Here is a 20,658-nt window from a genome sequence, read left to right as displayed (position 1 = left end):
TTTCAGCTCCCGCTGGCCGCGTGGTGCGCCAGCTTGTCGATGAAGAGGGTGGCGGCGAGCAGATCGGCTGCGCCGCCGGGCGAAGCGTTGAGCGAAAGTAGGGCGGTTTCGAGCGCATCGAGTGCGGCGCGTCCCGCCGCCGTCGATGCGCCGCCTGCCGCGAGCACGGCGCGCGCGCCGCGTTGGCCCGCACGCAGACCGTCGAGACCCGCGCGATGCAGCAGGCAGGTGTCGTCGAGCGAAGCCATGATCGAGAGCAGCGTGTCGACACGCGCCGCGTTTTCGCCGATCCCTTGCGCGCGCGCCGCGTGCAGCGCGGGCAGGCCGATGCCGATCACGTGCGGGAAGCCGTCCTGCGCTTCCTGCCTTGCGCCGCCGACGTTGAACCGCTGGCGCACGCGCTCGCCGTGGCTGTCGGCGGGTGCGGCGAAGCGATCGGGAAAACAGGCGATCTGCGCGCCGAGTTCGCACACGCGCGAGACGTGCGATTGCGGATGCGAAGGCAGCACGGGCGGCGTGCTCGACAGACTGTCATCGAACACGATCGATGCGCCCGCGACCAGCAGGCCGACGATCCAGATCGCGCCGCGATGCGCATTGCTGCCGTCCGTCGCGCACATCATGTCCTGCTCGCCCGTGCGGCCGATCTGCGCGAGTTCCGCACGCAGCGTCGCCGACGGCAGGCGGCCGCGCGCTGCACGCGCGAGCGCCGCAAACGTCGGTTCGAGCGCACGCGCCGAACGCAGCATCAGCGGCAGGTTCAGATCGCGATGTGCGCCGCTGCCGCGCGCGTCGACGAGTGCGGGCTTCGGTGTGAGTTGCGCTTCTTCGATCAGCGATTCGACGGCGAAGCGGGCGAGTGTTGCATGGGGCAAACGCGCGTCGTTCGCGCGATACAAGCCGCGACCTTGGGCACGCTGAAACGGGCCCGCTTCGAGCGGGATGGCATGGTGCAAGGCCATCGCATCACCAGCTGCGGAAACGTGCCGGCGGCACATAGAGACCGCCCGACCACGTGACGAGATCGTCGATGCTGCGCGCCGCGAGCAGCGAGCGCTTCGCTTCGCCGCGCCGGATGCCGAGATCTTCCGGATACGCGACGATGCCGCGCCGGCGCAATTCCGCCGTCTTCTCCGGCTTCGCGCGCAGGCCGATCGGCGTCACGCCTGCAACGGCGGCAATCGCCGCGCGGCGCTCGTCGATGCCTTCGGCCTTGTGCAGATGCGCGATGCCTTCTTCCGTCACGACATGGCTGACGTCGTCGCCGTAGATCATCACGGGCGCGATGGGCATGCCGCTCTTTGCGCCGACGGCGACGGCGTCGAGTTCATCGACGAAAGTCGGTTCGCCGCCTTTCTTGTACGTTTCGGCCATCTGCACGACGAGCTTCTTGCCGCGCGACACAGGGCCCTGATCTTTCAGCAACTTGAGCCACGCTTCGCTCGAATGACGCCGGCCGCGCGGATCGTGGCCCATGTTCGGCGCACCGCCGAAGCCCGCGAGACGTCCGCGCGTCACCGTCGACGAATTGGCGTCGCCGTCGATCTGCAGCGTCGAGCCGATGAACAGATCGACGCCGTATTGCCCGGCCAGCTGGCACAGCACGCGGTTCGAGCGCAGCGTGCCGTCGTTGCCCGTGAAGAACACGTCGGGGCGCGCCTCGATATACGCCTCCATGCCGACTTCGCTGCCGAAGCAATGCACGCTGTCGACCCAGCCGGATTCGATCGCGGGAATCAGTGTGGGATGCGGATTGAGCGTCCAGTTGCGGCAGATCTTGCCCTTGAGTCCGAGCGATTCGCCGTAAGTCGGCAGCAGCAGTTCGATCGCGGCCGTGTCGAACCCGATGCCGTGATTCAGCGACGTCACGCCATACGGCGCGTAGATGCCCTTGATGACCATCATCGCGGTGAGCACCTGCAGATCGCCGATATGGCGCGGATCGCGCGTGAACAGCGGCTCGACGGCGAACGGGCGGTCGGCCTGCACGACGACGTCGACCCACGACGCGGGAATATCGACGCGCGGCAGTTCATCGACGATCTCGTTGACCTGCACGATCACGATGCCATGCCGGAACGCGGCGGCTTCGGCGATGGTCGGCGTGTCTTCCGTATTCGGTCCGGTGTAGAGATTGCCGTGCCGGTCGGCCTTTTCCGCGCACAGCAGCGCGACGTTCGGCGTCAGGTCGACGAACATGCGCGCATACAGTTCGACGTACGTATAAATTGCGCCGATTTCGAGCCGGCCGTCTTCGAGCAGTTGCGCGACGCGCAGACTCTGCGGACCGGCGAACGAAAAATCGACCTTGTGCGCGATGTTCTTTTCGAACAGCGTCAGATGTTCGGGGCGGCTGATGCTTGAAATCAGCAGATGCACGTCGTGCACTTTCTGCGGATCGACCTTTGCGAACGAGCGCGACAGGAAGTCCGCCTGCTTCTGGTTGTCGCCTTCGAGCGCGACGCGATCGCCGGGGCAAATCAGCGTTTCGAGGGCGTCGACGATCCGGTTCGTGGGCAGGACGCCGTCTTCGAGCCAGGGTTCGATGGCGGCGAGCCTGCGCCGCTTCTCATCGCGTTTGGTGGTCCAGGAGCGCGCGGCGGGCGTGCCTGCTGACTGCGCCAATTCGAAATTGGCTGACTCGACTCGCTGATTCATCGGTGCTTCAACTCCCGATAGTGGTTGGAGTGCGCGCCGGACGTCCGCGCTTTCTGCGCGGCGCGGCCGCGGCGGCTTCCGCCTGCGCGCGTTCCGTCAAGAAACGAAAGACCAGTTCGCCCGTGCCCAGCAGGTGAGCCGAGATGAGCGACTGCGCGACGGCGATGTCCTTGCGCTCGACGGCGGCAAGGATAGCCAGGTGTTCGGCGTCGGACTCGCCCTTGTAGGCGGGCAAGCCGAATTTCAGTCTCAGGTAGCGCTCGCCGCGCCGGTGCAGCGCCGCGATCATCTCCGCGAGCTGCGGGCGGTTGGCGGGCGCGTACAGGCAGGTGTGGAACGCCTCGTTGCGCGCCACGTAGAGGGCAGGGTCCGGCTCGCTTTCGGCGGCTTCGCACAGTGCGGCCGCCTCGCGCAGCGAGTCGGGCGTGTGATTCGGAATGGCCAGCGCAATCGCGAGGCTTTCGAGCGCCGAGCGGATCTCGTAGATTTCGCGCGCTTCGGCCGGCGTGAGCCGCGCGACGGTCGCGCCCTTGTTCAGCTCGACCTTCACCCAGCCTTCGCTTTCCAGCTGCCGCAGCGCTTCGCGCACGGGAATCGCGCTGACCGAGAAGTGGCGCGCGATCGCGTCCTGGCGCAGGGGCGCGCCGGGCTCGAGCGCGCCCTCGACGATCGCCGCGCGCAGCGCCTCCGCGATGACACGCGAAGTGCTGGGCCGCGGCTCGTGCGCCGTGGGCAGCAAGGGCGCGCCAGGGGCGCCGGCCAGGGGAAAACCATCGGTTGCGTTGTCCATAAGATCAAATATTATATATAAAAATGAACAATTTCTAGCGGGACAAACCCGGGGATTTCGTAAAGGCACGGCGCCGACGCGCCACCTCCTCTCGCCATGCGGCTGGCCGCATGCAAGGGGCGCGGCCGTGTCTGACGTTCACCCCTACAACCGTAGCACCTGGAGGAGTAGAGGAATGTTGAATTCATCGATATCGGACAGTGCGGGCATCGCGCGGCGCAAGACGCCGCTGAACCGGTCGCAGATTGCCGGCTTCTGGGGCGCATGGGCGGGCTGGACGCTGGACGGCATGGACTCGTTCATTTACGCGCTGGTGCTGACGCCGGCGCTCACCGAGTTGCTGCCGCGCTCGGGTTACGCGGCGACGCCTGCGAACGTCGGGCTGGCCGGTTCGATCTTGTTCGCGCTGTTCCTCGTGGGTTGGGGGTTGTCGTTCATCTGGGGGCCGCTTGCGGACCGCTTCGGCCGCACGCGCGTGCTGGCGGGCACGATCTTCACGTTCGCGATTTTCACGGGCCTGTCGGCGACGGCGCATAACGTGTGGGAACTGGGTATTTATCGTTTCATTGCCGGCGTCGGTATCGGCGGAGAGTGGGCGTTGGCGGGCACTTATGTCGCGGAAGCGTGGCCCGAGGATCGCCGCAAGATGGGCGCGGGTTATCTGCAGACGGGGTACTACGCGGGTTTCTTCCTGGCGGCCGCGCTGAACTATACGGTCGGCGTGCATTTCGGTTGGCGCGCGATGTTCCTGACGGGCGCGGTGCCGGTGTTCGTCGCGATCATGATCCTGACGCGCGTGAAGGAATCGGAGAAATGGCAGCGGGCGGAGGCGCGCGACGTGGTGCACGTGAAGCCGATGCGCGAGATTTTCGGGCCGACGTATCGCCGTCGCACGTGGGTGATGTGCGTGCTGCTGACGATTGCGATCATTGGTTTGTGGGCGGGCGCCGTGTACGAGCCGTCGGCGGTGATCCAGCTGGCGACGCGGGCGGGGATGGCGAAGCCTGAAGCGATGAAGATGGCGTCGGTGGCGACGGGGCTGTTGTCGATCGGGACGATACTTGGTTGTCTCGCGTTGCCGCCGCTCGCTGAGCGGATTGGGCGCAAGAAGACGCTTGCGGTTTATTACGCCGGGATGGCGGTGGCGATTGTTGGTGCGTTCGGTTGGGCGTTTTATTTGCCGAATGGGCTTGCGCCTTTTATTGCCTGGTTGTTTGTGCTTGGGTTCTTTGGTGGCAACTTTGCTCTCTTTAGCCTTTGGTTGCCGGAGCTGTTCGAGACGCGCGTGCGGGCGACTGCTTTTGCGTTTTGTACCTCGTTTGGGCGGTTTGTCGGGGCCGGGGTTAACTTTTTGCTCGGCGCGGCTGTGTTGAGTATGCATACACTCGGGGTGCCTGTTGCGCTGACCGCGCTGGCTTTTGTTGTTGGGTTGCTTGTTATTCCTTTTGCAAAGGAAACCAAAGGAGAGGTCTTGCCGCAATGATCTTCGAGGTGCGGGCTTTGCCGGTTTTGTTTATGTCTGGCTCCGCTTCGCACTTTCGCTGGCATCCGCGGTCTCGGCTTTGCGCTGGCATCCGCGTGATGTTGTCTTGCTTCGTGCGTTGCCCCTGTGCGGGGCGGCACCTACTTTTCTTTGCCGCGGCAAAGAAAAGTAGGCAAAAGAAAGCCGCTCACACCGCCAGCCCGTGTTCTTGCCTGCGGGTCCCCAACAGTTCCTATGCTTCACGCGGCAACGCGCTATTTCATGCGCGTTGCCAGCGTGCTAACTGCACGCATCACCCACGTCAAACTCCCGCGTCACGAACTGCGTTACCAGACGTCCACGGCCGCCCAGGTGGCAAACTGTGTGCAGGCCATCGCGACGGAAGTGCACCACTCCGGACGGAAAATCGGGATCGGTGTCGTAGGGTCGCTAACGCATACGGTGCGACAACCTACACACAGTTTGCCACCTGGGCGGCGAAAACGAGTCGCTGCCGCTGGCCGTGCTATGGGTGACTGGAGCGGGTGATGCGCCTGTTCGAGGCGCTGGCAACGGGCGGGAAACGATGTGTTGCCGTGTGAAGTGCGGGACCCGTTGGGGGCCCGCAGGCAAGAACACGGGCTGGCGGTGTGAGCCCGCTTTCTTTGCTTACTTTCTTTGCGGCGGCAAAGAAAGTAAGTGCCGCCCCGCACAGGGGCAACGCCAGCAAACCAGAAACATAGCGCGGATGCCAGCGCTGGAAATCGCGGATGCCAGCGAAAACAAGGCGCTCGCCAGCAAATAAACCAGAACGGCGACTGCGTCGCAGACAGAAAAAAACCTCACCGCCTGGCAGGCCGAACCCGCAGCACAGACACCAAAGGCCACCCAAGATTAACCCCAAGACTAGCAACAACAATAAGCACCATTCCAAACATCTGCGCGCCGCCAAGAGCGCGCCCATACACGATGGCATCGACGGCAATCGCAGTCAGCGGATAGACAAAAAGCAGCACGGCAATCACAGGCGTCGTGAGCTTCGGCAGTGCGCCGTAGATCAGTACATAGGAAAGCCCCGTGTGCAGCACGCCCATACCAACAAGCCAGAACCACTGGCTAGCCGCGATATGCTCCGCGCCAAGCGGCGCAATAAAAGGCAAGCACACGACCCCAACGGCACACTGCGCAAGCGTCAGCAGATGAGGCCGCAAATCCCCAAGACTCTTCGCAATCAACGTAACGCTCGCATACAGCACGGACCCCACAAGTGCTTCGCCAATCCCGATCAGATAGCTCGCATGCCCCTGCAGCGAACCCGCCGCCGCGACCCCCGACGCGAGCACTAACCCCACGAACGCCGTCGCGATCCAGCCGAGCCGGTCGGCGCCGAGCCGCTCGTTGAACAGCGCCGCGCCAATCAGCACCACCCAGAACGGCTGCACATGAAACACGACGGTCGCCACCGCGATACTCGTGCGATGAATCGCATCGAAGAAACCGACCCACTGCGTGACCATCAGCACGCCCGAAATCGCAGCCAGCAACACCGTGCGACGCGTGAAATGACGGCGCGCGAAATAACCCTTCCACGCGCAATACGCAGCCAGCGAAAGAAACCCGAACAGGCAGCGGAAAAACACCAGCGTCAACGCGCCAAGCCGCGCTTCCTCGACGAACACGCCAATCGTGCCCATCAGCAAGCCGCCGCTCGCGAGCGTGAGCGCGCCTTGCTGGTTTCGGCTGAGCGATAGAGACGACAAAGACATGGCAGAACTTCCTCAAACGACATTACGTGCATCCAAGTATCGAGGCGTTGCCTTTGCATCGCAAACGAATAAAATTGAGAAATTCCATAAGCGCGATTGATGAATCATGCACCCCGAGTTCGATGTCGATTTGCTGCGCACCTTCGTCGCCGTCGTCGAGGCGGGCAGCTTCACGAAGGCGGCCATCACCGTGCATCGTTCGCAGGCCGCCGTCAGCATGCAGATCAAGCGGCTCGAACGGATGCTCGGCACGACGCTTTTTGCCCGCGATACGCGCAATCTCTCGCTGACGCGACCGGGCAACACGCTGCTCGAATATGCGCGGCGCGTGATCGATCTGCACGAGGAAGCGTGGTCCGCGATCGTGCGGCCCGAGGTCACGGGACGTGTCGTGCTGGGCGCGCCGGACGACTACGTGTCGTCGCTGCTGTCGCCGGTGTTGCGGCGCTTTTCGAACCTGTATCCGCATGTGGAGATCGAGATCGTGTGCGCGCAGAGCACCGCACTCGCGCCGATGCTCGCGGACAACAAGATCGACCTCGCATTCGTTACGCGCGACCGCAAGCTGCGCGGCGAATTCGTGCGCAGCGAACCGATGGTGTGGGCGGGCGCATCGACGGACACGCCCGTGCTGAATGTATCGCCGTTGCCCGTCGGGCTGTACGAGCCGGGCTGCGTTGCGCGCACCAACACGCTCGCCGCGCTCGACCGCGCGCGCATCCGCTATCGCGCCGCATACAGCAGCGCGAGTTTGAGCGGGCTGGTCGCGACCGTCGACGCTGGGCTCTCCGTGATCGCGCTGACGCGCTGCAGCGTTCCATCGCGTCTCGCGATTCTCGGCGCGGAGCAGGGGCTGCCCGTGATCGAGCCGCTCGATATCGTCGTCGCGCGCAGTGCGAAATCGGACCGTCCCACCTGCGACTATCTCGCCGCGCAGATGGTGCAGGATCTGTCGGTGCGTGCGTCTGCACGCGAGCCGCGCGTCAGGGCGTGAGCGATTGCATGCGGCGCTTACGCCATACCTCCACCAGGGCGATCGACATGCGCAACGGGTGAGGCTTTCAAGGAGCAGGCCCGCGTTTTGCCGGGCGAGAACGCGTCTGACGAAAGCGCGAACGTGATCCGCAAGCGCGTGTCGAAGCGACACGAGCCGGACTCGTCCCTGCGGGGCGCGTTCCGGACACGTCGAGACGAGCGTCGAGACACAAGCAGACGCAAACGCTCAAGGCACATGACAGGAGGGCCAGCCATGAAGACACGCATTCTTTCCGCCGCGCTACTCGCCAGCGGCTTCATCGTGAGCAGCGCGAGCGTCGCGCAACTGAACCTGCAACAGTTCGGCATCGGCGGCGGCAATTCGTCGGGCAACGCGGGCGCCGCGGCTTCCTCGGGCGGGATCGGGCAACTGCTGCAAAGCTACGTCGGCGCGAACCAGCAGGTGTTGAGCGGGCAGTCGAGCCTCGCATCGGCGATGGGGCTTTCCGGTGCGGCGAGTCAGGCGCAGCAGGCGTCGGGACTGTTGAGCGGCGGCACGCCTTCCGTGAACCAGTTGTCGCAGGTGGGCAGCACGCAGCAGTCGTTGTCGCAGACCTTGACGCAGGCTTTCGCGAGCCATGCGTCCGATTCGTCGACGCCCGTCGACAAGCAGGCGTTCACCAGCGGCCTCACGTCGCTGGGCCAGGGCGTGAGCCAGTATTCGAGCCTGCAATCGAGCCTCGGCAGCGTCGGGCAGATGAGTCCGTCGTCGCTGCTGCAATCGGGCATGAATCCGCAGTCTGCGCAGGCCGCGTCGTATATCGCGCAGTCCGCGCCGGGCCAGTTGCAGTCGCTGGCATCGACGTTGAGCGCGGCCGTGCAGTTCGCGACGAGCCACGGCATCAGTGTGCCGTCCATCGCGACTTCGGCGCTCAAAGGCCTCTGACACATATCGGTCATACCGCACGTGCGGCTCGCTCCATTGCCGCGCCTTGCAGGCATTCCTGCGACGCATCGCGCGATGCGATGATCGCGCGCCCATCTCGACACGGACGAATGGGCTTGCGCGCACGGGGGCATCGCGCACGGCGCCCGTCAATGACGGTACGCTGTCGCTGCGAGGCCTGCATTGCGCATACAACCACATGACCGACGGGCAACACGACCCGCGATAACAGGAGCACCGGATGTCCAGCACTCTCGATCTCGACCGCTATTTCAAGCGTATCGGCTATACGGGCCCGCAGAGCGCGACGCTCGACGTGCTGCGCGACCTGCAACGCCTGCATCCGCTCTCCATTCCGTTCGAAAACCTGGATCCGCTGACGGGCCGCCGCGTTCATCTCGAACTGCCCGCGATCGTCGACAAGCTGATCGAGCGGCGGCGCGGCGGCTATTGCTTCGAGCACAACGGACTGTTCGCGCATGTGCTGATGCAGCTCGGTTTCGACGTGACGCCGATGATCGCGCGCGTGCTGTGGGGCCGCGAGCCCGACGCGATCACGCCGCGCACGCATATGCTGCTGCGCGTGACCGTCGACGATCAGCCGTGGATCGCCGACGTCGGCTTCGGCGCCGTCACGCTGACGTCGCCGCTGCGTCTGCAGGCGGGCGTCGTGCAGCCGACCACGCACGAGCCGTTCCGTCTGGTCGATGCACCGAACGGCGCATTCGATCTCGAAGTGCAATCCGGCGAGACGTGGCTCAAGACTTATCGCTTCGATCTGCAGCGCGCGGAATGGGTCGATTACGAACTGTCGAACTGGTTCACGTCGATGCATCCGACGTCGTTCTTCACGACGAGCCTCGTTGCGTGCCGCGTGACGCCCGAAGGGCGGCTCACGATGTTCAACGACATGCTCACTGCGCGCTCGAAAGACGGCGAAGCGATCGAGCGGCGGATCGAGAGCGCGCACGAACTCGAAACCTGTTTGCGCGACACATTCCTGATCAATCTCGGCGACATCGACGTCGCGGATATTTACCGGCGCGTGTCGACGGAAGGCGTGCCGTCATAGGTTCATCGTCATGATTGTGCGGCTGATCGTCCAGACGGTGCTGTGGCTTGCGGGCATGGGCGCCGTGCTGTTCGGCGCGGCGGGCACGCTCGCCTGGCCTGGCGCGTGGTGCTACCTGTTCGAAATGGGCGCGTTGGGGCTGTGGGTTGGCGTGTGGCTCGCCGGCTACGATCCAGCGTTGCTGGCGGAGCGGCTCGGTTCTTTTGTGCAGCGTGGACAGAGCACGTGGGACAAGTTCTTCATGGCGTGTGTCGCCGTCGCGTGGTGTGCGTGGCTCGTTCTGATGGGGCTGGACGCGCGACGGTTCCACTGGTCGTCGATGCACCCATCACTGCAAGTTGGCGGCGTGCTTGCTATTCTCGTCAGCATGGTCGCCATGCGGGCGGTGTTTCGTGCGAATAGCTATGCGGCGCCTGTTGTGAAGATTCAGTCTGAGCGCGGTCATAAGGTGAGTGACAGCGGTCCGTATGCTTATGTGCGGCATCCCATGTATGCCTGGGCGATTCTCTTTCTTGTGGGTACGCCGTTGGTGCTGGGTTCGTGGTTTGGTTTTTTTTGCGTGCCGCTGCTGGTTGTTGGGTTGGCTTATCGCGCTGTGCTCGAGGAGAGGATGCTCTGCGAGCAGCTCTCTGGGTACGCTGAGTACGCTGCGCGTGTGCGGTATCGGTTTGTGCCTTATTTGTGGTGATTTTTTTGTCTGCGACGTAGTCGCCATTCTGGTTTTTTTGCTGGCGAGCGCTGTATTTTTGCTGGCATCCGCGATTTCACGTCGGTGTTCGTGCGTTGCCCCTGTGCGGGGCGGCACCTACTTTTCTTTGCAGCGGCAAAGAAAAGTAGGCAAAAGAAAGCCGCTCACACCGCCAATGCTAGTTATTGCCCAGGGGCTCTCAACGGCCCCGTCCTTCACGCGGCAACCCGCTATTTTCCGCCCGTTGCCAACTTGCTAACTGTACGCATCACCCGCTTCACATACCCGCGTCAAGGGCTGCGTTACCTGAAGTCCACCGCCGCCCAGGTGGCAAACTCTGTGTAGGCCGTCGCGATGGAAATGCACCACTCCGGACTGAAAAGCACGATCGGTGTCGTAAAAGCGCGAATGCGTACGGTGCGACAACCTACACACAGTTTGCCACCTGGGCGGCACGGACGAGTCGCTGCCGCTGGCTGCGCTACGGGTGACTGGAGTGGGTGATGCGACTGTTAAGGCGTTGGCAACGGGCGCAAAACAAAGTGTTGCCGCGTGGAGTGCGGGACCCGTTGGGGGCCCGCAGGCAAAAACAATGGCTGGCGGTGTGAGCCCGCTTTCTTTGCTTACTTTCTTTGCGGCGGCAAAGAAAGTAAGTGCCGCCCCGCACAGGGGCAACGCCTGACGCACGAAGGCAAAACGCGGATGCCAGCGAAAGCACAGAGCCGAAACCCCAAAGGCGAAGCCCGCGCCGAGAAGACCAGAACGGCGACTGCGTCGCAGACAAAAAAACCCCTTATTTCGAGGACCCTCATGGCAAAGCCCACCATTGCAGACTACCTTGCGAAAACCCTGGCCGCCGCAGGCGTAAAAAGAATCTGGGGCGTCACCGGCGACAGCCTCAACGGCCTGGCGTTCAGCCTCGATCAGGTCGGCTCGATCCGCTGGATGCACACCCGCCACGAAGAGGCGGCTGCCTTCGCGGCAGGCGCAGACGCCGCTTCGAGCGGCCAGCTCGCCATCTGCGCGGGCAGCTGCGGCCCAGGCAACCTGCACCTCATCAACGGCCTCTACGACTGTCATCGTAACCAGCAACCCGTGCTGGCCATCGCGGCCCATATTCCGTCGACGGAAATCGGTCTCGGCTACTTCCAGGAAACGCATCCCACCGAAGTCTTCAAGGAATGCAGCCACTTCGCCGAACTGGTCGTCAACGCATCGCAGTTTCCGCGCGTGCTCGAACGCGCGATGCGCACCGCAATCGAGCAGCGCGGCGTCGCTGTGATCGTGCTGCCCGGCGATATCGCGCTCGGCGAAGGGCCGTCGCACGCGCCCGTATGGAATCCCACCATGCCGTCCGCGATCCTGCCGCCCGACAGCGAACTCGCGAAACTTGCGACCATGCTCAACGACTGCGAAGCCGTCACGATCATGTGCGGCAGCGGCGTCGCGGGCGCGCACGACGAAGTGGTCAAGCTCGCCGACACGCTCGGCGCGCCCGTCGTGCATGCGCTGCGCGGCAAGCAGTTCATCGAGTACGACAATCCGTTCGACGTCGGCATGACAGGGCTGATCGGCTTCAGCTCCGGCTATCACGCGATGATGTCGTGCGACGTGCTGCTGCTGCTCGGTTGCGACTTTCCCTACCGGCCGTTCTATCCGCCCGAAGCGAAAGTCGTGCAGATCGACTGGAAGGGCTCGCAACTGGGGCGCCGTGCGCCGCTCGCGATGGGCCTCGTCGGCACGGTAAAGGAAACCGTCGCGGCGCTGCTGCCGAAGCTCAAGCGCAAGGACGATCGCACGTTCGTCGATATGGCCACGGCGCACTACGAAGAAGCGCGCCGCGATCTCGACGAACTGGCGACGCCATCGGACCCCGGCGCGCCGATTCATCCGCAGTACCTGACGCGGATGATCGACGAATCCGCCACCGACGATGCGGTCTTCACGGCCGACGTCGGCACGCCGACGCTATGGGCCGCACGCTATCTGACGATGAATGGCAAGCGTCAGCTGCACGGCTCGTTCAATCACGGCTCGATGGCCAACGCGATGCCGCAGGCGCTCGGCGCGCAGGCGGCGCATCCGAAGCGGCAGGTCGTGTCGCTGTCGGGCGACGGCGGGCTGTCGATGCTGCTCGGCGATCTGCTCACCGCGCGTCAGCTCAATCTGCCCATCAAGGTCGTCGTGTTCAACAACAGCCTGCTCGGTTTCGTATCGATGGAGCTGAAAGCGGGCGGTTATCTCGACACCAACGTCGACTTGAGCAAGACCGATTTTGCGCAGATCGCGAAAGGTGCCGGCATTTTCTCGATTCGCGTCGAGCAATCGGAAGAACTGGAAGGCGCGCTGAAACAGGCGTTCGCGCATCAGGGGCCCGCGCTCGTCGACGTCGTCACGGCGAAGCACGAACTCGCCATGCCGCCGACCATCGAGATGTCGCAGGCCAAGGGTTTCAGCCTCTACATGCTGCGCGCGATTCTCAACGGACGCGGCGACGAAATCGTCGAACTGGTGAAAACCAATTTGCGCTGAGCGGCGCAACACCGGCCGAACGACGACGTGGCGCGCCTCCACAGCCGATGCGCGCCGCATTGCAATGCGGCAACGGGTCATTGCAGTCTCGTCGCAAAGGTCTATAACAGAAGCAGCAGTGCGGACCTTCTTTGCGCAGCCGATAGTCGAACCATCATAAACGGCGTTGTTCGCGCCGTGCTGCGCCGCCCGACAGACTCGGGCGCGGTGAGAGCCAATCAATCGCATGCACAATAAGGGCACGCTGCAGCGCGGGTGGCTGCTGCGCGCGATGTCGCGCTTGCGGATATCGGTCGAAACGATGCAGATGACGCAGGCGCTGATGGGCGTCCGGCGAATCGCCATGCCAGGCGTAGCGATTCGTCTGCATGGAAGGAGTTCGACATGAAGTTCCTGACGGCGTTACCCGTGGTGGGCGCATTGCTGATGGCCATGCCTGCCGCGACGTGGGCGGACGATGTGGCGCAAAGCAGCGAACCATCGAAGGCCACGATGCAGAACAACGCAAACGCATCGGCGCAAGCGACGACGGATATGTCGTACGGCGGCGCGATGGATACGCGCACCTCATCAGGCCTGCCGATGCAGCACTCGCGCAAATGCGCGACGGGGCCGGAGTGCAACATCTACTTCGGTAACTGATCTGATCATTTGCAACAAGCACACGGCGCGCCTTTTGGGCGCGCCGTGTCGCATCTGCTGCCGGTACGCGTGTGACCCGTTATTGCTGCGCGTGCTTCGCGGCGTCCTCGATCACAGCCGCCACCTGCTGCGGACGCGACTCGTAGACCGAATGGCTCGCGCCTGGAATGACCGTCGTGTGGCTATGCGCGCGTTCGTAATACCAGCGTTCCAGGTCGGGATTGATGATCTCGTCCGAACCCGCGACGATGCCCCAGCTCGGCTTGCTCGTCCAGGCCGCAGCCGTCAGCGGTTGCGAGAACACCTTCGCGGCCGTCGGCATCTGCGCATGCGCTTCGAATTGCGCCTCCTTCAGCGGCAGATCAGCAGCGAAGTCTTTCGGGAACGCGGACGGATTCAGAAACGTGTAGCCGTCGTCCGTCTTTTCGATCGCGCCCGGCTGCTTCGACGTGAAACTGGGTTTGCCCTTGCCGAGCGTGGCTTCGTCTTCGCCGACATCGGGCGCATGCGCCGCGACGTACACGAGCCCCACCACATGTGAATCGACGCCTGCCTCCGTGATCACGGAGCCGCCATAGCTGTGTCCCACCAGGATGGCCGGGCCGTCTTGCCGGTCGAGCACGCGTCGGGTTGCGGCGACGTCGTCGTCGAGCGAGGTCAGCGGTTCCTGCACGACGCTGACGTGATAACCGTCTTTGGCGAGGATGTCGTAGACGGGCTTCCAGCCCGAACCGTCGACCCATGCGCCATGAACGAGAACGATATTCCTGACGGGCGCGTGCGTGGTCCCGGTGTCCTGCGCCATCGCGCCCGAAGAGGCGAGAAGGCCGGTCGACAATGCAAGCGCTGCGGCGATGTACAACGAACTCTTCACAAGAAACTCCGTCAATCAGATACAGGAAACAAGACCCGATGCGAGATGGGCGCGACCTTGCGCTTGACAGCGGCGGCGCAAGGTCGGGCGCGCGCCATTTAGCTGCCGAAGAAGATGTTGCAATAGCTGACGGGGCCGACGCACGCGTTGCCGTTCATCGCGGTGCGGGCCGGCTTGCCCGATGACGTACGCGTGAGCGCGACGCCGCCGACCGCGTCGTTCGTCAGCGTGTGGTTGTCCTGCGCGGCGATCTTCGCTTCCGCTGCCTGGATATCGGCGGGGTAGTTGAGATCTTCGCCGACGCCCGGCCGATAGCCGGCCTGTTCGACGCGAACCAGATCGGCGCGAACTTCGGCGCGCGTAACGGGGCCGTTCGATTGCGCGAAGCTCAGCGCGGGCGCGGCGAATGCACCGGCGGCGACTGCGAGGCAAACAAAGATCTTCTTCATGATGTCACTCCTGATCAGTGTGTTCAGACTTCCGGTCCGTTCGAGAAAGGAGCCGATGTATAAGGTTCGGTATCCTTATCGAATTGAGTTCAATTCGAACGAGCGGCTTGGTTAAGAAACGTCGTTAAATCTGCTGCATCAACTGCTGTCGTGCTGCTGTCTGGTCTTGCCCTGCTTGTGAATCCTGTTTCGATTTCGCCTGCTTCATTGAGGCAAACACGGCGACTTCGAATTTCATTCCCGGCTAGCCAAACTTTTTTCTGCTTGCGTCGATGGGCCTTGTCGAATCGGCCCACACCGGGCCAGAGCCCTTTGTGCCTGCCATCAGATCCATCACATCGCTGGCAGTGCATTCAATGTAGTGCGGCGACGGTCGGCCCTCCAGCCGTACATCCGCACGAGCGATGACCTACTATCGTTGCATCGCCTGAACCTTCGGATGACGCCGCCGCGGCGCCGTCATGCCGCTGTCTGATGCCACGCCTCCGTGTGGATGAGGCACTCACGCCAAAGGGTCGCGCACGCCATACCAACGTATGACCCGACGGTCAGGCAACAGATGGCTTTCATCGTTGCAAGGATGACCCGCCGTGGACGGGTTCGCGCCGGCGCGGTGCATGAATTGGTACGCAAATCGCCAACATGTCTAGTCAGCTGCACCAGCGTGGCGCAGTGCCGCCGTCTTCCAAAGACGCACGAAACGCCGTTGAAAAGCCCTTGGCATAAGGGCATACCCGAACAATTCAATTATTTTCGGGAAATTCAGTTGCGATCATTTTTGACCTCATGCAGACTTGTCTATACATGTCCGGCGCAACGAGCGAAGGGACCCGTTCAGACGAAAAGGAGATTCGACGTGAAGGTGAAGAAGGCAGACCGCACTATGTTGTCGAAGGTAATGATGGGCGTGGTCCTGACGGCCACGGCACTCGCCGGCGCGCCCGCTCAGGCGAAGGAATGGAAGTCCGTGACGATCGCGCTGGAAGGCGGCTACGCACCGTGGAATCTCACGTTGCCGGGCGGCAAGCTGGGCGGCTTCGAACCGGAACTGGTGGCGAACCTGTGTCAGCGCATCAAGCTGCAGTGCAACCTGGTTGCACAAGACTGGGACGGCATGATCCCCGGTCTGCAGGCAGGCAAGTTCGACGTGCTGATGGACGCGATCTCCATCACGCCGGAGCGCGAAAAGATCATTGCGTTCTCGCGGCCTTACGCGGCGACGCCCGCGACGTTCGCCGTCTCCGATACGAAGATTCTGCCGAAGGCGACGCCCAGCACACCCGTCGTCAAGCTGACGGGCGACATGAAGGCCGATCAGCCGACAGTGGACGCATTGCGCAAGCAGTTGAAGGGCAAGACGATCGGCATCCAGTCGGGCACGGTCTACACGAAGTTCATCAACGACGGCTTCAAGGACATCGCGACGATCCGCGTGTACAAGACCTCGCCGGAACGTGACCTCGATCTGGCGAACGGCCGCATCGACGCATCGTTCGACGACGTGACCTACTACGCCGCCAACGCGGACAAGAAGGAAGCGGCGCAGATCTCGATGGCGGGACCGAAGATCGGCGGCCCGATCTGGGGGCCGGGCGAAGGCCTGGCGTTCCGCAAGCAGGACGCCGATCTGAAGGCCAAATTCGACACGGCCATCGCCGACGCGCTCAAGGACGGCACCGTGAAGAAGCTCTCCGACAAGTGGTTCAAGACCGACGTCACGCCTTGATCAATTGCCGTATGCGCGCGCTGCTATTGCGCGCGCCTGTTCGAACGACCTGTTGCGATGCTGCATCGGAACAGGTCATCAGCGAAAGCAGGGATGAGGAGTAGGTCATGGCACTGATCGAGACGCTCGGCTTCGGGCAAGAAGGCTGGGGCGGCGTATTGCTGCTCGCGGCATTGATGACCGTCGCGTTGACGCTCGCGGCGCTGGCAGTGGGTGCCGTGTTCGGCGCGATCGTCGCGGCGGCGAAGCTGTCGCGCTTTCGCACCGCGCGCGTGCTCGGCGATCTGTACACGACGGTGTTTCGCGGCGTGCCCGAACTGCTCGTCATCTATCTGTTTTATTTCGGCGGCTCGACGCTCGTGACGACGGTGGGCCAATGGTTCGGCGCCGAAGGGTTCGTCGGCGTGCCGCCCTTCGTGATCGGCGCGCTCGCGGTCGGCATGATTTCGGGCGCGTATCAGGCCGAGGTGTATCGATCGGCGGTGCTGGCGGTGTCGAAAGGCGAACTCGAAGCAGCGCGTTCCATCGGCATGCCGACCATGACGATGGCCCGCCGCATTCTGATTCCGCAAGTGCTGCGTTTCGCGCTGCCCGGCATCGGCAACGTGTGGCAGCTGAGCCTGAAAGATTCGGCGCTGATCTCGGTGACGGGCCTCGCGGAACTGCTGCGCGCCAGTCAGATCGCAGCCGGTTCGACGCATCAGTACTTCCTCTTCTTTGTCGTCGGCGGTGCGCTGTATCTGGTGATGACGGGCATTTCGAACCGCGTCTTCAACCACGCAGAAGCACGCGTGGGCCGATCCTTCCGGCGCAACTTCGCGCGCAACTGACGACGGGGCGCCATCATGTCTTTCGATTTCGACTTTCTCTTCGACACGCTGCGCCAGTTGCTCGGCGCCGTGCCGACCACGTTGGGCCTGTTCTTTTCATCGCTGGTGCTGGGCGGCCTGCTGTCGCTCGTGATCGTCACGATGCGCGTGTCGCCGAACTGGCTGCCCAATCGCTTTGCACGTGCGTACATTCTCGTGTTTCGCGGCTCGCCGCTGCTGATCCAGATGTTTCTCGTCTACTACGGGCTCGGCCAGTTCGGCGTGATCCGCGAGAGCTTTCTCTGGCCGGTGCTGCGCGAGCCTTATGTGTGCGCGGTGCTCTCGCTTGCACTGTGCACGGCAGGCTATACGGCGGAAATCATTCGCGGCGGTCTGATGGCCGTGCCGGTCGGGCAAATCGAAGCCGGTTATTCGATCGGCCTGTCGGGTTTCTCGCTCCTGCGCCGCATCATCGGTCCGATTGCGTTGCGCCAGTGTCTGCCCGCGTATTCGACGGAGGCCGTGCTGCTCGTCAAGTCGACAGCGCTCGCGAGCCTCGTCACCGTGTGGGAAGTGACAGGCGTCGCGCAGCAGATCATCCAGCAGACGTATCGCACGACAGAGGTGTTCATCTGCGCCGCGCTGATCTATCTGTTCCTGAACTTTGTCGTCGTGCGTCTGCTCGGCCTGCTCGAACGGCGTCTGTCGCGGCATCTGCGCGCGATGCCCGTGAACGCCGCGCCCCGCGCGATTCCGCCCGCCACCGAAGCACGTCGTGCCGCACCCTGACGGCCCATTCCGGAGAATCCCATGAACGCTACGGCACCCGTTGCATTGTCGGTCAAGAACATCCACAAGTCGTTCGGCGACCATCACGTCCTGAAGGGCATTTCGCTCGACGCGCATGAAGGCGATGTCATTTCGATTCTCGGCGCGAGCGGCTCGGGCAAGAGCACGTTCCTGCGCTGCCTGAACCTGCTCGAAACGCCGGACGACGGCAGCGTCGCACTCGCAGGCGAGACGCTGAAGATGAAGCGCCGCAAGGACGGCAAGTTTCAGCCGGACGATCGCAAACAGGTCGATCGCATCCGCTCGCAGCTCGGCATGGTGTTTCAGAACTTCAATCTGTGGTCGCATATGACCGTGCTCGAGAACCTGATCGAAGGGCCGATGCGCGTGCAAAAGCGCAGCCGCGCGGAAGCCGTCGAAGAGGCGGAAGCGCTGCTCGCGAAGGTCGGCCTTGCTGAAAAACGCGGGCACTATCCCGCGCATCTGTCGGGCGGCCAGCAGCAGCGTGTTGCGATTGCCCGCGCGCTGGCGATGCATCCGAAAGTGATGCTGTTCGACGAACCGACTTCCGCACTCGATCCCGAACTCGTCGGCGAAGTGCTGCGCGTGATGCGCTCGCTTGCCGAAGAAGGCCGAACGATGCTCGTCGTCACGCACGAAATGGGCTTTGCGCGGCACGTGTCGAATCGCGTGATGTTCCTGCATCAAGGGCAGACGGAATGCGACGGTACGCCGGACGAAGTATTCGGCGAACTCAAATCCGAGCGCTTCAAGCAGTTCGTATCGAGCCATCATTCGCGCACGACGAACTGAAGCAACCGACCAAAGCAGTACATGTGACGATAAAGGCAACATCATGGCTGTCATCCGAACCGAGCGTCCTTTGAACTGGCGCGAACTGGCCGCGGTTGCGGCTGGCGAGCCGCTCGTATTGTCCGAAGCAGCGCGTGCGCGTATCGCGGCGGCGCGCGTGCTCGTCGAGCAGATCGTCGAGCGGGGCATTCGCGCCTATGGCGTGAACACGGGTGTGGGTGCGCTGTGCGATGTGATCGTGTCGCCGTCGGAGCAGCGCGCGCTGTCGCGCAACATTCTGATGAGCCATGCAGTGGGCGTCGGTGCGCCGCTCGGCGTCGCGGAGACGCGCGCGATCATGGCGGCCGCGATCAACAACTTCGCGCATGGTCACTCGGGCGTGCGGCTCGACATCACGGATCAGCTCGTCGCGTTGCTCGATGCGGGCTATATCCCTGAAGTGCCCGCGTTCGGCTCGGTCGGTTATCTGAGCCATATGGCGCATATCGCGCTGGTGTGCATCGGCGAAGGCCATGTGCGTCACGGCAGCGAAAGGGTCAGCGGACGCGACGCGCTCAGGCGGCTCGGGCGCGAGCCGCTCGTGCTCGAAGCGAAAGAAGGCCTGAGCCTCATCAACGGCACGCCCTGCGTGACGGGCCTCGCGGCGCTCGCGTTGGCGCGTGCCGAACGCGTGCTCGACTGGACCGATGTGATCGCCGCGATGAGCTTCGAAAATCTGCGCGGGCAACTCGCGGCATTCGATGCCGATTCGCTCGCGCTGCGCGTGTCGCCCGGTTTGAATCTGGTTGGCGAGCGCATGCGCAATGCGCTTGCCGAGAGCGGCATTCTTGCATCCGTTGTGGGGCAGCGCACGCAGGATCCGTTGTCGATGCGCACGATCCCGCACGTGCATGGCGCCGCGCGCGACGTGCTCGATGCAACGGCCGAAGTCGTGAATCGCGAACTGGCGTCGATCACCGACAACCCGATCGTCGCGGGCACGCCGGATGCGCCGCGTGTGTATTCGCAGGCGCATGCGGTGGGCGCATCGATCGCGCTTGCAATGGACAGTCTCGCGACGGCCATCGCGCAGGTGGCGGCAATGGCCGAGCGGCGTCTCGACCGGCTCGTGAATCCGCTCGTGAGCGGCTTGCCCGCGTTTCTCGCGGAGCCGGGCGGGACGTGTTCGGGCTTCATGATCGCGCAGTACACGGCGGCTTCGCTCGTCGCGCAGAACCGGCGGCTGGCCGCGCCCGCGAGTCTCGATGGCGGCATCACGTCGGGCTTGCAGGAGGATCATCTGTGTCACGCGACGCCTGCCGCGCTGAAGGCATTGGAGATCGTCGACAACACCGGCCGCATCGTTGCAATCGAATTGCTGGCCGCTGCGCAGGCCTACGATCTGCAACCCGTCGACGCGCCCCGCGCGCCGCACACGGATGCGTTGTGGCGCCGCGTGCGCGCGATCGTGCCGACCTATCGCGACGATCGTCCGCTGGCGGACGACATGGCCGTCGCCTTCCGGATGATCGGCGAAGCGGCGCCGCCGTTGCCGCCGGCTTCGGGCGATGTGCCTTCGACGACGGCACGCGCCGATCATGCGGGCTTCGCCGCGCATGCCGCAAACGATCCAACGGGCGCCGCGCAGCAGGCGCCGCAATCGGCTGCATAAGGGATAGGCTCAATCC

The 20,658-nt window shown here is 63.6% G+C and carries 18 protein-coding genes; 12 read left to right on the top strand and 6 right to left on the bottom strand.

The window, feature by feature from the left end:
* Positions 1–2: 2 nt before the first annotated feature.
* The 3 genes from G3N95_RS36950 to G3N95_RS36940 are packed head-to-tail and all read right to left on the bottom strand — an operon-like array spanning position 3 to position 3,448.
* Complete coding sequence (locus tag G3N95_RS36950) at positions 3–962, bottom strand: triphosphoribosyl-dephospho-CoA synthase (protein ID WP_205975019.1); 960 nt, start codon at positions 960–962, stop codon at positions 3–5.
* A 4-nt stretch (positions 963–966) separates the two neighbouring features.
* Entirely contained in the window at positions 967–2,658 is a 1,692-nt protein-coding gene (gene mdcA / locus G3N95_RS36945; protein ID WP_205975018.1) for a malonate decarboxylase subunit alpha, read from the bottom strand.
* Between the two features lie 7 nt (positions 2,659–2,665).
* The gene (locus G3N95_RS36940; RefSeq protein ID WP_205975017.1) at positions 2,666–3,448 is read right to left on the bottom strand and encodes a GntR family transcriptional regulator; all 783 of its coding nucleotides are present in this window, start codon (positions 3,446–3,448) and stop codon (positions 2,666–2,668) included.
* A gap of 175 nt (positions 3,449–3,623) precedes the next feature.
* Here G3N95_RS36940 and G3N95_RS36935 point away from each other — a divergent pair, with 175 nt between their 5' ends.
* Positions 3,624–4,931, top strand: coding sequence for an MFS transporter (locus G3N95_RS36935; RefSeq protein ID WP_205975035.1), 1,308 nt, complete (start codon positions 3,624–3,626; stop codon positions 4,929–4,931).
* An 821-nt stretch (positions 4,932–5,752) separates the two neighbouring features.
* On the opposite strand, the gene G3N95_RS36930 is transcribed toward G3N95_RS36935, so the two are convergent.
* A complete protein-coding gene (locus G3N95_RS36930; protein ID WP_205975016.1) occupies positions 5,753–6,676 on the bottom strand; it encodes a DMT family transporter in 924 nt (307 codons plus the stop codon).
* 106 nt (positions 6,677–6,782) lie between these two features.
* On the opposite strand from G3N95_RS36930, the gene G3N95_RS36925 reads away from it, so the two are divergent.
* The 6 genes from G3N95_RS36925 to G3N95_RS36900 all read left to right on the top strand — a co-directional run bounded on the left by G3N95_RS36925 (position 6,783) and on the right by G3N95_RS36900 (position 13,531).
* A complete protein-coding gene (locus tag G3N95_RS36925; RefSeq protein ID WP_205975015.1) occupies positions 6,783–7,670 on the top strand; it encodes a LysR family transcriptional regulator in 888 nt (295 codons plus the stop codon).
* A gap of 255 nt (positions 7,671–7,925) precedes the next feature.
* Positions 7,926–8,597 carry a hypothetical protein gene (locus tag G3N95_RS36920; RefSeq protein WP_205975014.1) on the top strand — a complete coding sequence of 224 codons (672 nt, stop codon included), beginning with the start codon at positions 7,926–7,928 and terminating at the stop codon, positions 8,595–8,597.
* 241 nt (positions 8,598–8,838) lie between these two features.
* Complete coding sequence (locus G3N95_RS36915; protein WP_205975013.1) at positions 8,839–9,669, top strand: arylamine N-acetyltransferase; 831 nt, start codon at positions 8,839–8,841, stop codon at positions 9,667–9,669.
* A gap of 10 nt (positions 9,670–9,679) precedes the next feature.
* Positions 9,680–10,357, top strand: coding sequence for an isoprenylcysteine carboxylmethyltransferase family protein (locus tag G3N95_RS36910; protein WP_205975012.1), 678 nt, complete (start codon positions 9,680–9,682; stop codon positions 10,355–10,357).
* An 810-nt stretch (positions 10,358–11,167) separates the two neighbouring features.
* Positions 11,168–12,889 (top strand): ubiquinone-dependent pyruvate dehydrogenase, encoded by a 1,722-nt coding sequence (gene poxB, locus G3N95_RS36905; protein ID WP_205975011.1) that lies wholly within the window; start codon positions 11,168–11,170, stop codon positions 12,887–12,889.
* Between the two features lie 384 nt (positions 12,890–13,273).
* Positions 13,274–13,531, top strand: coding sequence for a hypothetical protein (locus G3N95_RS36900; protein ID WP_205975010.1), 258 nt, complete (start codon positions 13,274–13,276; stop codon positions 13,529–13,531).
* A gap of 79 nt (positions 13,532–13,610) precedes the next feature.
* Here G3N95_RS36900 and G3N95_RS36895 read toward each other — a convergent pair whose 3' ends face one another.
* Complete coding sequence (locus G3N95_RS36895; RefSeq protein WP_205975009.1) at positions 13,611–14,405, bottom strand: alpha/beta hydrolase; 795 nt, start codon at positions 14,403–14,405, stop codon at positions 13,611–13,613.
* A gap of 98 nt (positions 14,406–14,503) precedes the next feature.
* On the bottom strand, positions 14,504–14,854 hold the full coding sequence (locus G3N95_RS36890) for a DUF4148 domain-containing protein (protein WP_205975008.1): 351 nt from the start codon (positions 14,852–14,854) through the stop codon (positions 14,504–14,506).
* A gap of 883 nt (positions 14,855–15,737) precedes the next feature.
* Here G3N95_RS36890 and G3N95_RS36885 point away from each other — a divergent pair.
* The 5 genes from G3N95_RS36885 (at position 15,738) to hutH (ending at position 20,642) form a co-directional block, all read left to right on the top strand.
* A complete protein-coding gene (locus G3N95_RS36885) occupies positions 15,738–16,580 on the top strand; it encodes a transporter substrate-binding domain-containing protein (RefSeq protein WP_205975034.1) in 843 nt (280 codons plus the stop codon).
* A 107-nt stretch (positions 16,581–16,687) separates the two neighbouring features.
* Positions 16,688–17,410 (top strand): ABC transporter permease subunit, encoded by a 723-nt coding sequence (locus tag G3N95_RS36880; protein WP_205975007.1) that lies wholly within the window; start codon positions 16,688–16,690, stop codon positions 17,408–17,410.
* A gap of 15 nt (positions 17,411–17,425) precedes the next feature.
* A complete protein-coding gene (locus G3N95_RS36875; protein WP_205975006.1) occupies positions 17,426–18,178 on the top strand; it encodes an ABC transporter permease subunit in 753 nt (250 codons plus the stop codon).
* Positions 18,179–18,199: 21 nt separating this feature from the next.
* On the top strand, positions 18,200–18,991 hold the full coding sequence (locus G3N95_RS36870; RefSeq protein ID WP_012404354.1) for an ATP-binding cassette domain-containing protein: 792 nt from the start codon (positions 18,200–18,202) through the stop codon (positions 18,989–18,991).
* A gap of 43 nt (positions 18,992–19,034) precedes the next feature.
* Complete coding sequence (gene hutH / locus G3N95_RS36865; protein WP_205975005.1) at positions 19,035–20,642, top strand: histidine ammonia-lyase; 1,608 nt, start codon at positions 19,035–19,037, stop codon at positions 20,640–20,642.
* Positions 20,643–20,658 lie beyond the last annotated feature (16 nt).

The organism is Paraburkholderia sp. Tr-20389 (genome assembly GCF_017104565.1).
Lineage (GTDB): Bacteria > Pseudomonadota > Gammaproteobacteria > Burkholderiales > Burkholderiaceae > Paraburkholderia.
This window is presented reverse-complemented; position numbering and strand designations above follow the sequence as displayed.